The organism is Azospirillum isscasi, assembly GCF_030849505.1.
Lineage (GTDB): Bacteria > Pseudomonadota > Alphaproteobacteria > Azospirillales > Azospirillaceae > Azospirillum > Azospirillum isscasi.
Genome location: NZ_JAUJFI010000151.1, coordinates 1 through 13822 on the forward strand (window position 1 = coordinate 1; position 13822 = coordinate 13822).

At 67.9% G+C, this 13822-nt stretch carries 13 protein-coding genes and 1 pseudogene; 6 read left to right on the forward strand and 8 right to left on the reverse strand.

Annotated elements, in window-relative coordinates:
* The 5 genes from QSG27_RS22790 to QSG27_RS22810 all read right to left on the reverse strand — a co-directional run.
* The coding region (locus tag QSG27_RS22790) for a biotin/lipoyl-containing protein (protein WP_306710177.1) at positions 1-342 on the reverse strand (342 nt) is incomplete at its 3' end.
* Between the two features lie 13 nt (positions 343-355).
* The gene (locus tag QSG27_RS22795) at positions 356-1753 is read right to left on the reverse strand and encodes a pyruvate dehydrogenase complex E1 component subunit beta (RefSeq protein ID WP_306710179.1); all 1398 of its coding nucleotides are present in this window, start codon (positions 1751-1753) and stop codon (positions 356-358) included.
* A gap of 78 nt (positions 1754-1831) precedes the next feature.
* Positions 1832-2848: a pyruvate dehydrogenase (acetyl-transferring) E1 component subunit alpha gene (gene pdhA, locus QSG27_RS22800; protein WP_306710181.1), complete on the reverse strand. Its 1017-nt coding sequence runs from the start codon at positions 2846-2848 to the stop codon at positions 1832-1834.
* 193 nt (positions 2849-3041) lie between these two features.
* A complete protein-coding gene (locus QSG27_RS22805) occupies positions 3042-3413 on the reverse strand; it encodes an FtsB family cell division protein (protein ID WP_306710183.1) in 372 nt (123 codons plus the stop codon).
* Positions 3414-3587: 174 nt separating this feature from the next.
* The gene (locus QSG27_RS22810) at positions 3588-4016 is read right to left on the reverse strand and encodes an acyl-CoA thioesterase (RefSeq protein ID WP_407653259.1); all 429 of its coding nucleotides are present in this window, start codon (positions 4014-4016) and stop codon (positions 3588-3590) included.
* A gap of 108 nt (positions 4017-4124) precedes the next feature.
* Here QSG27_RS22810 and parE point away from each other — a divergent pair, with 108 nt between their 5' ends.
* Positions 4125-6113, forward strand: coding sequence for a DNA topoisomerase IV subunit B (gene parE, locus QSG27_RS22815; RefSeq protein WP_306710185.1), 1989 nt, complete (start codon positions 4125-4127; stop codon positions 6111-6113).
* Between the two features lie 134 nt (positions 6114-6247).
* Complete coding sequence (locus QSG27_RS22820; RefSeq protein WP_306710186.1) at positions 6248-6805, forward strand: hypothetical protein; 558 nt, start codon at positions 6248-6250, stop codon at positions 6803-6805.
* Positions 6806-6820: 15 nt separating this feature from the next.
* On the opposite strand, the gene QSG27_RS22825 is transcribed toward QSG27_RS22820, so the two are convergent.
* Together QSG27_RS22825 and QSG27_RS22830 are read right to left on the reverse strand one after the other, a co-directional pair.
* Positions 6821-7525, reverse strand: a complete 705-nt coding sequence (locus QSG27_RS22825; protein WP_306710188.1) for an alpha/beta fold hydrolase — start codon at positions 7523-7525, stop codon at positions 6821-6823.
* A 22-nt stretch (positions 7526-7547) separates the two neighbouring features.
* Positions 7548-8090 (reverse strand): hydrolase, encoded by a 543-nt coding sequence (locus tag QSG27_RS22830; RefSeq protein ID WP_306710190.1) that lies wholly within the window; start codon positions 8088-8090, stop codon positions 7548-7550.
* A gap of 277 nt (positions 8091-8367) precedes the next feature.
* On the opposite strand from QSG27_RS22830, the gene QSG27_RS22835 reads away from it, so the two are divergent.
* From QSG27_RS22835 to QSG27_RS22850, 4 genes are all read left to right on the forward strand, one after another.
* Positions 8368-9933 (forward strand): DEAD/DEAH box helicase, encoded by a 1566-nt coding sequence (locus tag QSG27_RS22835; protein WP_306710192.1) that lies wholly within the window; start codon positions 8368-8370, stop codon positions 9931-9933.
* A gap of 5 nt (positions 9934-9938) precedes the next feature.
* A complete protein-coding gene (locus tag QSG27_RS22840) occupies positions 9939-10181 on the forward strand; it encodes an Lrp/AsnC ligand binding domain-containing protein (protein WP_306710194.1) in 243 nt (80 codons plus the stop codon).
* Between the two features lie 173 nt (positions 10182-10354).
* Positions 10355-12763 (forward strand): LPS-assembly protein LptD, encoded by a 2409-nt coding sequence (locus tag QSG27_RS22845; RefSeq protein WP_306710197.1) that lies wholly within the window; start codon positions 10355-10357, stop codon positions 12761-12763.
* Between the two features lie 95 nt (positions 12764-12858).
* Positions 12859-13584 (forward strand): hypothetical protein, encoded by a 726-nt coding sequence (locus QSG27_RS22850; RefSeq protein WP_306710199.1) that lies wholly within the window; start codon positions 12859-12861, stop codon positions 13582-13584.
* 3 nt (positions 13585-13587) lie between these two features.
* Here QSG27_RS22850 and QSG27_RS22855 read toward each other — a convergent pair.
* Positions 13588-13822: pseudogene (locus QSG27_RS22855) on the reverse strand (tetratricopeptide repeat protein); the annotation flags it as partial.

Genomic DNA, 13822 nt, shown 5'->3' on the forward strand with positions numbered 1-13822 from the left:
CGAAGCCGGAGCGGACGCCGCCGGGGCCGGAGCCGCGGCCGGAGCCGCCGCGGGGGCGGGAGCCGGGGCAGCGGCCTTGTTCAGCGCGCTGTCGTCCTCGCCCTCTTCCAGCAGCACGGCGATCGGGGTGTTCACCGCGACGCCCTGCGTGCCGGCCTGCACGAGGATCTTGCCGAGACGGCCTTCGTCCGCCGCCTCGACCTCCATGGTGGCCTTGTCGGTTTCGATCTCGGCGATCACGTCGCCGGACTTCACCGCGTCGCCTTCCTTCTTCAGCCACTTGGCGAGGTTGCCCTCGGTCATCGTGGGGGAGAGGGCGGGCATCAGAATCTGGATGGTCATTCGCTCGCCCTCCTTACTTGCGGTAGCAGGCCTTCTTCGCCGCTTCCGCGATGCGGTCCGGCGAAGGAAGGACGAGCTTTTCCAGGTTCGCCGCGTAGGGCATCGGCACGTCGAGGCCGGTCACGCGGATCACCGGGGCGTCCAGATAGTCGAAAGCCTGCTCCATCATCAGGGCCGACAGCTCGGCGCCGATGCCGCAGGTCGGCCAGGCCTCCTCGACGGTGACGAGGCGGTTGGTCTTCTTGACGGAGTTGACGATGGTCTCGGTGTCGAGCGGACGGATCGTGCGCAGGTCGATGACCTCGGCGCTGATGCCGTCCTTCTCCAGCAGCTCCGCGGCGGCGAGCGCGTAGCTGACCATCAGCGAATGGGCGGTGATGGTCACGTCCGTGCCGGCGCGGCGGATCTTGGCGCGCCCGATCGGAACGATGAAGTCCTCGCTCTCCGGCACCTCGAAGGACTGGCCGTAGAGGATCTCGTTCTCAAGGAAGATGACCGGGTTCGGATCGCGGATGGCCGACTTCATCAGGCCCTTGAAGTCCGACGCGCTGTAGGGGGCGACGACCTTCAGGCCCGGGACGCTGGCGTACCAGGGGGTGAAGTCCTGGCTGTGCTGCGCGGCGACGCGGGCGGCCGCACCGTTCGGGCCGCGGAACACGATCGGGCAGCCCATCTGGCCGCCGGACATGTACAGCGTCTTGGCGGCGGAGTTCACGATGTGGTCGATGGCCTGCATCGCGAAGTTGAAGGTCATGAACTCGACGATTGGGCGCAGGCCGCGGAAGGCCGCACCGACGCCCAGGCCGGCGAAGCCGATCTCGGTGATCGGCGTGTCGATGACGCGGTCGGCGCCGAATTCCTGAAGCAGGCCCTGCGACACCTTGTAGGCGCCCTGGTACTGCGCGACCTCCTCGCCCATCAGGAAGACGGTCGGGTCGCGGCGCATCTCCTCCGCCATGGCGTCCCGCAACGCTTCGCGGACGGTCTTCTTCACCGTCTTGTCGAAGAACTTGTCCTCGTCGGAGGCCGGCGGGGCGGCGGCGGGGCCGCTGGCCGGGCCGACCGGCAGGGTGGCCGGGGCGTGGGCGCCCGTGTCCTGCACCACCGGCTCGGCGGCGACCTTCGGCGCCGGCGCCGGGGAGCCGGACACGGCGTCGGTCACGCTCTCGCCATCGGCCAGGATCACGGCGATGGGCGTGTTCACGGCGACGTTCTCGGTGCCCTCGGCGACCAGGATCTTGCCGATGCGGCCTTCGTCCACCGCCTCGACCTCCATGGTCGCCTTGTCGGTCTCGATCTCGGCGAGCACGTCGCCGGACCGGACCTCGTCACCTTCCTTCTTGACCCACTTCGCCAGCTTGCCCTCGGTCATGGTGGGCGACAGCGCCGGCATCAGCACTTCGATCGGCATTCCTCAACCTCCGGCGGCGCGGGTTCGCCGGGAGGCGAAGCCTCCGGCCCTCGGCGCCGCTCCTGCTTATCGTTGTCGTCAGGCTTCGATCAGGACGTCGGTCCACAGCTCCGCCGGATCGGGCTCGGGGCTCTGCTGCGAGAATTCCGCAGCCTCGGTCACCACGGCCTTGACCTCGCGGTCGATCTCCTTGAGCTGGTCCTCGGTCACGTAACCGCCTTCCAGCAGGACCCGCTTCAGGTTGTCGATCGGATCGGACTCGCTCCGCATCTTCTCGACCTCCTCCTTGGTCCGGTACTTGGCCGGATCGGACATGGAGTGGCCGCGGTAGCGGTAGGTTTTCATCTCCAGGATGACCGGGCCGTTGCCGGAGCGGATGTAGTCCACCCACTTGTCGGCGGCCTCGCGGACCTCCAGGACGTCCATGCCGTTGACCTGATGGCCGGGAATGCCGTAGGCCGCGCCGCGCTGGTGCAGTTCGCCCGCGGACGCGCGCTCCTGCGAGGTGCCCATGGCGTACTTGTTGTTCTCGATCACGTAGAGCACCGGCAGCTTCCACAGCGCCGCCATGTTGAAGCTCTCGTACACCTGACCCTGGTTGATCGCGCCGTCGCCGCAATAGACGGCGGACAGGCCATCGTCCTTGTTGTACTTGTGCGAGAAGGCGAGACCGGTGCCCAGCGGGACCTGCGCGCCGACGATGCCGTGGCCGCCGTAGAAGTTCTTCTCGCGGCTGAACATGTGCATCGAGCCGCCCTTGCCCTTGGAGTAGCCTCCGCGGCGCCCGGTCAGCTCCGCCATCACGCCCTTCGGGTCCATGCCGCAGGCCAGCATGTGGCCGTGGTCGCGGTAGCTGGTGATGACGTCGTCGTTGTCCTTCAGCGCGGCCTGGATGCCGACCACAACGGCTTCCTGGCCGATGTAGAGGTGGCAGAAACCGCCGATGAGGCCCATGCCGTAGAGCTGGCCCGCCTTCTCCTCGAAGCGGCGGATCAGCAGCATCTCACGGTAGTACTTGATCATTTCGTCCGCCGAAGCGGCCTGCTTCGGCGCGGATTCAGTCTGCGCCTTCGGACGGCGTCGTGACGCGGCCATGTTTCCTCCCCAGGATTTATGCAGCGACGGCAAGCGAACAGCCAGGGCTGCAACACGTTACGAGGGTACATCCCCCTCGCACCGGAAGCGGATGCGGGGCGCACAGTACACGACAAGCGCGTTCGGCGCAAATACCTGTTTTTAAACACGAAATTCGGCGTTAACCGGCTTTCGGTTAATTCACTGATATGACCTACTTCTCAGCGCTAGCATCGCCCTCCTCCCGCACCGGGGGGAGGGCGATTATGACGTCGCGGGGCCCGGAAAGGTTCAGCATCGTGCGCGCACGCTCGTCCAGCATGTCGCGGTCCAGGTGGTCGCTGCGCATCAGTTGCGCGCGCCGGTCCATCCGCTCGCGCTCGGCCTTCACCTGATCCAGGACGGATTCCGCCGTGGCGATCTCCGCCTTCAGGTGGTTCATGGCGAGCAGCCCGCGGTCTCCCTGGACGGCGTAATAGACGAAGTAAGCAACGACGCAGGAGCCGATGGCCGGGCCGATGGCCTGGCGGAGGGCGCTTTTCGCCGCGCGTTTCAGCGAGTCGGTGAGGTTCTGGAGCATGGTCATGGCGGCATGATGGAATCACACGCGATTCCTTCGGTCAAACGGAAAAGAAGCAATCCGAAAGAATTCACCGGACCATGCTCTTTGCGCTACCGAGTAATAGACGGCCTACACCCCCGACGCCCCCCGACGAACGTCACACGGCGGGCAACCTTCGAAAGAAGGCGGGGGGCCGCGTCATTCCGGCGGGACCTCGCGGGGCTGGCGGTCCTCGCCGATGGCGACGTAGGTGAACACGCCCTCCGTCACCTTGATGGCGTCCCCGGCGCTGCGCTGGCGGCGCACCCAGGTCTCGACCCGGACGCGGATGGAGGTGCGGCCCACCTTCTCCACATGGGCGAAGCAGCTCACCTCGTCGCCGACATAGACCGGCTTGTGGAAGGTCATCGCCTCGATCCCCACGGTCGCCACGCGCCCGCCGGCGCGGCGCAGGGCGGCCACGCCGCCGGCCAGATCCATCTGGGACAGCAGCCAGCCGCCGAAGATGTCGCCGTTGGGGTTGGTGTCCGCCGGCATGGCGATGGTGCGCAGGGCCGGACCGCCCTCCATGTCGGGGTGGATCGCCGGGTGGATCGTCTGTTCCCACGCGGGCGTGGCGTCGCTCATGTTTCCTCCCGGGGTCGAAAAACCACGTCACAAAATATGGTGCGGGGAGTATATAGAGGCCACCGCATGCGCTTGCGCAGCCCTGACGAAATTCCTATAACTGGGGCCATGAGCGATCTTTTCGAGAACACGGCGCGCAAGGCCGAGACCTACTCCGCCCAGGATATCGAGGTTCTGGAGGGGCTTGAGCCCGTCCGCCGGCGCCCCGGCATGTACATCGGCGGCACCGACGACCGGGCGCTGCACCATCTGGTGGCCGAGGTTCTGGACAACGCCATGGACGAGGCGGTGGCCGGCCACGCCAGCCGCATCGACCTGGAACTGACCGCCGACGGCACGGTGGTGGTGCGCGACAACGGGCGCGGCATCCCCATCGACGACCACCCCAAGTACCCCGGCAAGTCGGCGCTGGAGGTCATTCTCACCACCCTGCATTCGGGCGGCAAATTCTCCAACAAGGTCTACCAGACCTCCGGCGGCCTGCACGGCGTAGGCCTGTCCGTGGTGAACGCGCTGTCCGACCGGCTGACCGTGGAGGTGGCGCGCGAACGCCAGCTCTACGTGCAGCATTACAGCCGCGGCCTGCCGCAGGGGCCGCTCGCCCGGCAGGGCGCGGCCAATCGCCGCGGCACGACCATCCGCTTCCACGCCGACCCGGAGATCTTCGGGGAGGCCGCCCATTTCGAGCCGCACCGGCTGTACCGGCTGGCGCGATCCAAGGCGTATCTCTACCGGGGCGTGGAAATCCGCTGGAGCTGCGACCCGGCGCTGCTGGCGCCGGACAGCACCACCCCGGCGCAGGAGACCCTGCATTTCCCCGGCGGCCTCCTCGACTACCTGAACGCCGCCCTGAAGGAGCGCCGGACGCTGACCCGCCTGCCCTTCTCCGGCGCGCTGGACTTCCCGAACCAGCAGGGCCGGGTGGAGTGGGCCATCGCCTGGCCGGAGGACGACGAGGGCTTCTCCCACACCTACTGCAACACGGTGCCGACCCCGCAGGGCGGCACGCACGAGGCGGGCCTGCGCGCCGCCCTGACCCGCGGCCTGAAGGGCTATGGCGAGCTGACCAGCAACAAGCGCGCCGCCCAGGTCACCGCGGACGACGTGGTGGGCGACGCCTGCATCCTGCTGTCGGTCTTCATCCGCGAGCCGCATTTCCAGGGCCAGACCAAGGAGAAGCTGGTCACGGCGGAAGCCCACCGGCTGGTCGAGGCGGCGATCAAGGACCATTTCGACCACTGGCTGTCGGGAGACCCGTCCTCCTCCAAGGCCCTTCTGGAACGGCTGATCGAGAAGGCGGAGGAGCGCGCCAAGCGCAAGCAGTCCAAGGAGCTGGGCCGCAAGTCGGCGACCCGGCGCCTGCGCCTGCCCGGCAAGCTGGCCGACTGCTCCCGCAATTCGCCGGAGGGCACGGAGATCTTCCTGGTGGAGGGCGATTCCGCGGGCGGTTCGGCCAAGCAGGCGCGCAACCGCGAAACCCAGGCCATCCTGCCGCTGCGCGGCAAGATCCTGAACGTCGCCTCGGCCTCCGCCGACAAGATGAAGGCGAACCAGGAGCTGAACGACCTCACCCAGGCGCTGGGCTGCGGCGTGGGCAAGGACTTCTCCAGCGACAAGCTGCGCTACGAGCGGGTCATCATCATGACCGACGCGGACGTGGACGGCGCGCACATCGCCTCGCTGCTGATGACCTTCTTCTACCGGGAGATGGGCGGGCTGATCCAGAACGGGCACCTGTATCTCGCCCTGCCGCCGCTCTACCGCATCAGCCACGGCGCCAAGTCCGTCTACGCCCGCGACGACGCGCACAAGGACCAGCTCCTGAACAAGACCTTCAAGGGCAAGAAGGTGGAGATCAGCCGCTTCAAGGGCCTGGGCGAGATGATGCCGGCCCAGCTCCGCGAGACCACCATGGACCCGGCCAAGCGCACGCTGCTGCGCGTGGTCGTGCCGAACGCCGCCGACCCGGAACAGGCGGAGGACGTGAAGGCCACCAGGACCCGCGTGGAAGAGCTGATGGGCCGCCGTCCGGAGCTGCGCTTCCAGTTCATCCAGGAAAACGCGAAGTTCGTCCGCGTGGACGACATCGACGTGTGACCGGCGGCGGCACGGGCGCGCGGTCGGCTGAGCGGCGGTTCTTAAGGGGGAAGCGGCCTTGCCGGTGCCGGGCCGCTGCGACATCATCGTCCGGCGATGCCCGCACAGCCCAGACCACATAACCCAGGCGAGCCATGCCCCTCCTGTCCCGCGCCGCCATTCTCGCCCTTTGCGTAGCGGCGGCGGCCTGCACCAACGAACGCGTGGTGGCGGACCTGCCGGTTCCCGCTTACACGCTGAGCGAGGTTTCCTACGCGGCCTCGAACCGCGACCTGCGCGTGGTGATCCACGGCAACCCCTTCGGGATGGACCCGCAGGCGTTCGGCACGCTGGTCACCGCCAACATGCAGAACCGCGTTTCCGGCGTGCGCACCAACCTCACCACCACGCCGAACCAGACCGCCCGCCCCGATTACCGCGTCGTCCTGGCCTTCAACCCCGCCGAGACGACGCTGAACTCCGCCCTGTGCAGCGGCCAGCCCCTGCGCACCAGCCCGCCCGGCGGCCCCATCGTGGTCCAGGGCGCCTTCTGCCGGGGCGGCGGCCCGCTGTCCTCGGCCACCGGCTGGCTCGACCGCCCGCAGGGGCCGAACGACCCGGATTTCCGGGCGCTCATCAGCGACATGACCTTCGCCCTTTTTCCCGCCCGCCGCGCCGACCTGGACGGCTGCGGCGGGGGTCCTGACTGCTGAGGTGGGAGACTACGCTCAGGCGTAGAGGAGCCACTCCCGCAGCAGGGCTGTGACCGCCTGCGGCTGCTCCATGGCCGACAGGTGGCCGCAATCCTCGATCAGGACGAGGCGGGCGCCGGGGATGCCGGCGGCGATCTCCTCATGCACCGCCGGGGGCGTGATGGCGTCCTGGCGCCCGCACAGCACCAGCGCCGGGCAGGCGATGGCCCCCAGGCCGGGACGGCTGTCCGGACGGTTCATGATCGCCGTCTGCTGGCGGACGTAGCCGTCCGGCCCGACGCGCCGGGCCTGGGCCTGCACCGACTCGACGAGGGCCGGTTCGGCGGTGCGGTCGGGATGGACGAGGCGCGGCATGCCCGCGGCCACCACCTGCCGCAGCCGCCCCTGCCCCACCAGACGCACGGCGTCCTGCCGGTTGGCCGTCTGTTCCGGCGTGTCGGGGCGGGCGCTGGTGTCGAGCAGGGCAAGTTTCGCCACGCGCTCCGGCGCCTGCCGCAGGATTTCGAAGGCGACGTAGCCGCCCATCGACAGGCCGGCGAGCGCGAAGCGCGGCGGCGCCTGCGCCAGCACCGCGGCGGCCAGGGCGGCCATGGAATCGTGCGCGGTCAGGTCGCCGACCGCCGGGTCCGCCACATCGGCCAGATGGCGGGTCTGGTGCTCCCACAGCGCGGCGTCCAGCGGCATGCCGGGCAGCAGGATCAGGGGAAACCGGTCGCTCATCCCTTCCTCCTTTCCCTTGCGGTCAGCGGATCAGGTCCAGCACGGCCTTGAAGGCCGGGATGTCCGACCGCTCCATCCATTCGAACAGGACCATCTCGGTGCTGACGATGGTCGCACCGGCGGCGCGCATGCGGGCGATGCCGAGTTCCGCGTTGGCGGGAACGCGCGACGACACGGCGTCGGCCACCAGCACGACCTCGAACCCCAGCCCGACCAGCGACAGCGCGGTCTGCATCACGCAGACATGGGCCTCCGATCCGGCCAGCACGATCTGCTTCCGGTCCAACCGCTCCAGCCGCTCCATGAAGGCCGGCTCCCGCGCGGCGGAGAAGGTGATCTTCTCCACCACCCCGTCCGGCGGCAGCAGGGCGCGCAGCGACGCGGCGGTGGGGCCGAGGCCCTTGGGGTACTGTTCGGTGGCGAAGGCCGGTACGCCGAGCAGGGCGGCGGCCTTCAGAAGCGTGGCGGCGTTGCGCTCCACCCGGGCGGACTCGGCGATGGCCGGCATCAGCTTTTCCTGGATATCGACCACCACCAGGACGGAACGTTCGGAGGAAACAAGCATCGGATGGCACCCTTTTTTCTTTGTCCGGCCCAAACGGCAACAAAGGCCGCAAACCTCTCCACAACCGCCGAGAAGGCCGGATTTCCGCGGTTTCTACGCTCTTTCCACAGCCTAACCGAGCGGGCGCGCGGCGCCAAGCGGCCCTTCCGGTTCCACGCAATGCGCGATTCCATCACAAGGTCTATTGACAGCGCCCTTTGACTTCATATTCTGCCGCCCCATCTAATCGTCGGGCCGTACCGGCACGATTATCGCACTCCAGACAGAAACAGGTTGGATGCTCTTTTCGGAACTTGGGCTTGCACCTGAAATCCTGCGGGCAATCGAGGACAAAGGTTACACCCAGCCGACGCCAATTCAGGAACAGGCCATTCCCTGGGTCCTGCAAGGCCGCGATGTGCTCGGCTGCGCGCAAACCGGCACCGGGAAGACGGCCAGCTTCACCCTGCCGATGATCGACATCCTGGCTTCGGGCCGGGCACGGGCGCGCATGCCCCGGTCGCTCATCCTGGAGCCGACGCGGGAGCTTGCCGCACAGGTCGCCGAAAGCTTCGAGACCTATGGCAAGCACCACAAGCTCAGCATGGCGCTCCTGATCGGCGGCGAAACCTTCACCGAGCAGGTGAAGCGGCTGGACCGCGGGGTGGACGTGCTGATCGCGACGCCGGGCCGGCTGATCGACCTGTTCGAGCGCGGCAACATCATGCTCAACGACATCAAGGTCTTCGTCATCGACGAGGCGGACCGGATGCTCGACATGGGCTTCATCCCGGACATCGAGCGGATCGTCAGCAAGCTGCCGAAGCTGCGCCAGACGCTGTTCTTCTCCGCCACCATGCCGCCGGAAATCCGCCGTCTGGCCGACGCCTTCCTGTCGAACCCGAAGGAAGTGACCGTTGCCCCGCCCGCCTCCCCGGCGGAGACGGTGACCCAGGCCATGGTCCTGGTGCAGGAGGAGGACAAGCGCAAGGCGCTGCGCCACCTGCTGCGCACCGAGGACGTGAAGAACGCCTTCATCTTCTGCAACCGCAAGCGCGACGTCGCCCTCCTGCAGAAGTCGCTGGAGAGCCACGGCTTCAACGCCGGCGCCCTGCACGGCGACATGGTGCAGTCCAAGCGGATGGAGACGCTGGACGCTTTCAAGAAGGGCGAGATCACGCTGCTCGTCTGCTCCGACGTGGCGGCGCGCGGCCTGGACGTCCAGGGGCTCAGCCACGTCTTCAATTTCGATGTGCCGATCAGCGCGGAGGACTATGTCCACCGCATCGGGCGCACGGGCCGGGCGGGCCGCACGGGCCGCGCCTTCACGCTCGCCAGCCCCCTGGACGGCAAGCAGGTTTCGGCCATCGGCCGTCTCATCAAGCGGGAGATACCCTTGATCGCCATCGACGGCCTCGAGTCGGCCGAGTTCCTCAGCGAGGACGAGGCGCGCCGTGGCCGCAGCCGTGGCCGGGGCAAGGACAAGGACAAGGATAAGGACCGCGGCGACCGCGCGCCGCGTGAGCGTGCCGAGCGTGCCGAGCGCGAGGAGCGGGCCCCCCGCGAGGAGCGTCAGGCCCGGGAGGAGCGCCAGCCGCGCGAGGATCGTCCGAGCCGCGACGAACGCCCCGTTCGCGAGGAGCGCCAGCCGCGCGAATCGCTGGCCGCCGCCGAGAGCCGCCGGCAGGAGCCGCGCCGGGATCGTGACCGCGACCGCGACCGTGACCGCCGCCGCCGCCGCGACGAGGACGAGGACGACACACCGGTGATCGGTTTCGGCGACCATATGCCGGCCTTCATGCTGCGTTCCGCCCGGCGCCCGGCTCCGGTCGAACCCGCCGAGCAATCCCCGCAGGAGAGCTGACCGCCATGCAGACCATCTTCGTCATGGTCAAATGCGAACTTGGCAAGGCCTATCAGGTGGCCGATCAGGCCGTTCAGGACATCGAGCAGGTGTCGGAGGTGCATTCCATCTCCGGCCAGTACGACCTGCTGATGAAGTGCTATCTCCCCCAGGATCTGGACATCGGCCGATTCGTGACCGAAAACATCCAGACCCTGTCCGGGGTGCGCGACACCTTCACCCTGATCGCCTACAAGGCGTTCGCCTAGGGGCCGGACGGGCACGGAAAGCGCCTTGAAGAAGGCCGGAACAGGGGGACCTCCGCCGCTCGCGGACGGTCCCCTTTTTCATGTTTTCCTCCATCGGCAACAGACATCGGACAATTCGCGAAACCCGCTGCGAAACCGTTGACTTGGCCGGGTGGTTACCTCAAACGTTCGGCATGTCCCAGCTCCCGTCCCGACATGCCCGGCGCGCCCGCGCCACCAGCCCGAAGACGCACCGCCCGTTGGACCGCCGGTCGCTGGTCCTGCGATCCGGCATCGTCGCCCTGATGGCCGCCTGCGGCGTCGTCCTGGCCGACCTGGCCGACGCGCAGCAGCCCCCCGTACAGGCAACGCCGCAGGCGGGCGCCGCGCCCGCCTCCGGGCCGGACCAGGGCGGGCGGCTCGAAGTCGTCGTCCCGCCGCCGGCGCAGGCCGATGGGAAGCCCCAGGACCCCCCGGTCCTTCTGGGAGCCGACACGGTGACCTTCGACGAGGTGAACAGCCTCGTCACCGCGTCGGGCAACGTGGAGCTGTCGCAGGGCGCGCGGACCGTCCGGGCCGACACCATCACCTACAACCAGAAGACCAAGGTGGTGATCGCCTCCGGCAACGTCCGTCTGGTCGAGCCGTCGGGCGACATCCTGTTCTCCAATTACGCGGAACTGACGGACGACATGCGCGATGCGTTCGTCGAGAACGTCCGCGTGTTGATGACCGACAACAGCCGCATGGCCGGCACCGAGGGTGAACGGCGCGGCGGGCGGCTGATCCGCCTGAACCGGGCCGTCTACAGCCCTTGCGAACTCTGCAAGACCGATCCGACCAGTGCGCCCGTCTGGCAGATCCGCGCCGCCCGCGTGGTGCAGGACAACGAGGATCACGAGGTCCGCTACCGCGACGCCTTCATCGAGATGTTCGGCGTCCCGTTCTTCTATACGCCCTACCTTTCCCATCCCGATCCCACGGTGGACCGGCGCTCGGGCTTCCTGACGCCCAGCTTCCGGAACAACTCCGACCTCGGCTTCGGCGTCATCTCGCACTACTACTGGGACATCGCGCCGGACCAGGACGCCACCATCGACGTCGGCGGCTATTCGAATCAGGGCCTGTTCCTGGGCGGCCAGTACCGCAAGCGGTTCGAGAACGGGCGGTTGCAGCTCGACGGCTCCGTGACGCAGGGGGAAATTCCCAACGGCACCCTGAAGGGCGCCGACGACAAGCGCTGGCGCGGCCACGCCTTCGCCAGCGGCCTGTTCGACATCGACGAGACGTGGCGCTGGGGTTTCAACCTCAAGCGGGCCAGCGACGAGTTGTATCTGCGCCGCTACTTCAACATCCGTGACGAGGTGCTGACCAGCCGCGCCTTCGTCGAGGGGTTCAACGGGCGCAACTACGCGGCGGTCAACGCCTACAGCTTCCAGGATCTGCGCTGGGGCAACCCGGTGCAGGAGCCCTACGTGCTTCCTGAGGCGCGCTACAACGCGCTGGGCGAGCCGGGCAGCCTGATGGGCGGGCGCTGGTCGCTGGACAGCAGCCTGTTGGCCATCGCCCGCCCGGGCAGCGGCGGCCCGGACACCCAGCGGCTGGCCCTGCAGCCCGGCTGGCAGCGGGACATCTATTCCAACCTGGGCTTCGTCACCACGGTCGAAGGCAGCGTCCTGCTGGCCGGCTACACGTCCCAGAGATTCAATCCGGACGATCCCGCCAACACCGGCAACGACAGCGTCCAGCGCCTGCGCTTCTTCCCGCAGGCCACGACCACGGTCCGCTACCCGTTTGTCCGCTATGGGGAAAGCAGCTTCCAGACCATCGAACCCATCGGACAGATCAGCGTGTCGCCGAAGGTGGACAACGATCCGGCCTTCCCGAACGAGGACAGCCTCGACGTCGAGTTCGACGAGGTCAACCTGCTGATGCCCAACCGTTTCACCGGCATCGACCGGCTGGACGGCGGAACCCGCGCGACCTACGGTCTGCGCACCACCTTCCAGGGCTACAGGACCGGTTCGGCAAGCCTGTTCGTCGGCCAGAGCTTCCGCGCCGACGATACGGAGAATTTCCGCGGCGGGTCGGGCCTCGACAAGAAGTCGTCGGATTATGTCGGCCGTCTCGACCTGCGTCCGGCGGAATGGCTGGATGTGAATTACGGCTTCCGCATCGACCATGACACGCTGAAGCCGCGCCGGCATTCGGTCAACGCATCGGCCGGCGTGCCGCTGCTGCGGCTCTACAGCACCTACACCTACGTCGACCAGACGGAAAACCCCTACGTCGTGGAACGGAACGAGGTCGAACAGGCAAGCCTCACCCTGGCGTCGCAATTCTCACAACACTGGTCGCTCAGCCTGTCCCATTCGCAGGCGTTCCGCCCCGATGCCGGGCCGCGCTCCAGCGCGGGCGTGCTGCGCTATCAGGACGAATGCCTGATCTTCGAAACCATCGCCCAGCGGGACTACACCACCATCCAGAACGGCGAGGAGGAAGGAAACACCATCTTCTTCCGCTTCGTGTTCAAGAATGTGGGCGAATTCCGCACGCCGGGCATCAGCGCCGGTTTCCTCGGCCCGTCCGGGGCCAGCAACTGATCCGGAACCGCGTTTGCGGTCAAGGTCAAGGGGTTGCATCGGGCCGCCGATCTGGGTAGCCATAGCACCCTCTTCTTTCGCTGGGTTTGCTGCACATGGCCTTGGGACGCTACGACTACGAACGCCGCTATCGCCGCCGCTTCTGGGCGGGGTTCGCGAAGTTCGCTCTGTTCGCCGCCGTTCTCCTCGGCGTCGGCCTGTTCGCCTACCAGATGGGCATCGAGCAGTTGAAGGGCCGCGACGTCACGTTGCGGGAGGAGATTTCCACCCTGTCGCGCCAGAAGGCGGAGCTGGAGCTTTTGGCCAGCCAGATGCAGCACGCCGCCCGCGCGGCGGAGGCCCGCGCGGTGGAGCTGGAGGCGCGGCTTCAGCGCGAGGTCCCGTCGGGCGATCTGGCACGTCTGGCCGGTCTGGCGGCGGACCGGCTGAAGGGCGGCATGGACCCCAACCGCCTCGCCTTCGTGATCTCCCAAGTCCAGGCGGTGCGCAATTGCCAGCCGGCGGAAACCAAGCGCTTCGCCCTGGCGACCCCGCTCCTGAAATCGGGCAACCGCAGCACCAGCTTCAACAACGGGGCGGTGACGGTCAGCGGCGAGGGCCAGTCCTCGCGCAACGCGCAGGGCAACGCCGAAAGCTGGTTCGACCCGGCGCAGCCTGTGACCATCAAGATCGCCGGCACCGGCGGCAAGGAGACGGTCGTCAAGGGCGTTCTGCCCCTGCATCAGACGGTGGTGCTCGACAACCTCGAATACCGCTTCACCTTCGCGCCCGGCGCCCGCTCCTTCGTGGACGTGACCGCCGACCGCTGCCCCTTCCCCTGAACGTCAACCCTCGTCCTCGACAGTGAAGCCGCGCGGTGGCTGCCCCGCCGCGTGGATGGCCCACATCGCCGCATAGGCGCGCTCCAGCGCGCGGGCGAAGCGGTCCGTGTCGAACAGCGGCGCCCGGTTCCGTTCCGCCGCGAGGCGGGCTTTCAGGCGCGCCCGCTCGTCCGGATCGCGGGCCAGCCGCAGGGCCGCGGCCTCGTAGTCGGCGAGCGAGCGGACCGCCAGTTCGGGC

Bases quoted from the DNA above. Each gene is read 5' to 3' on its own strand.
- QSG27_RS22850 (WP_306710199.1), top strand. From the start codon at position 12,859: ATGGCCTTGGGACGCTACGACTACGAACGCCGCTATCGCCGCCGCTTC.
- QSG27_RS22835 (WP_306710192.1), top strand. From the start codon at position 8,368: ATGCTCTTTTCGGAACTTGGGCTTGCACCTGAAATCCTGCGGGCAATC.
- pdhA (WP_306710181.1), bottom strand. From the start codon at position 2,848: ATGGCCGCGTCACGACGCCGTCCGAAGGCGCAGACTGAATCCGCGCCG.
- QSG27_RS22845 (WP_306710197.1), top strand. From the start codon at position 10,355: ATGTCCCAGCTCCCGTCCCGACATGCCCGGCGCGCCCGCGCCACCAGC.
- QSG27_RS22825 (WP_306710188.1), bottom strand. From the start codon at position 7,525: ATGAGCGACCGGTTTCCCCTGATCCTGCTGCCCGGCATGCCGCTGGAC.
- QSG27_RS22830 (WP_306710190.1), bottom strand. From the start codon at position 8,090: ATGCTTGTTTCCTCCGAACGTTCCGTCCTGGTGGTGGTCGATATCCAG.
- QSG27_RS22810 (WP_407653259.1), bottom strand. From the start codon at position 4,016: ATGAGCGACGCCACGCCCGCGTGGGAACAGACGATCCACCCGGCGATC.
- QSG27_RS22820 (WP_306710186.1), top strand. From the start codon at position 6,248: ATGCCCCTCCTGTCCCGCGCCGCCATTCTCGCCCTTTGCGTAGCGGCG.
- QSG27_RS22840 (WP_306710194.1), top strand. From the start codon at position 9,939: ATGCAGACCATCTTCGTCATGGTCAAATGCGAACTTGGCAAGGCCTAT.
- QSG27_RS22805 (WP_306710183.1), bottom strand. From the start codon at position 3,413: ATGACCATGCTCCAGAACCTCACCGACTCGCTGAAACGCGCGGCGAAA.
- QSG27_RS22795 (WP_306710179.1), bottom strand. From the start codon at position 1,753: ATGCCGATCGAAGTGCTGATGCCGGCGCTGTCGCCCACCATGACCGAG.
- parE (WP_306710185.1), top strand. From the start codon at position 4,125: ATGAGCGATCTTTTCGAGAACACGGCGCGCAAGGCCGAGACCTACTCC.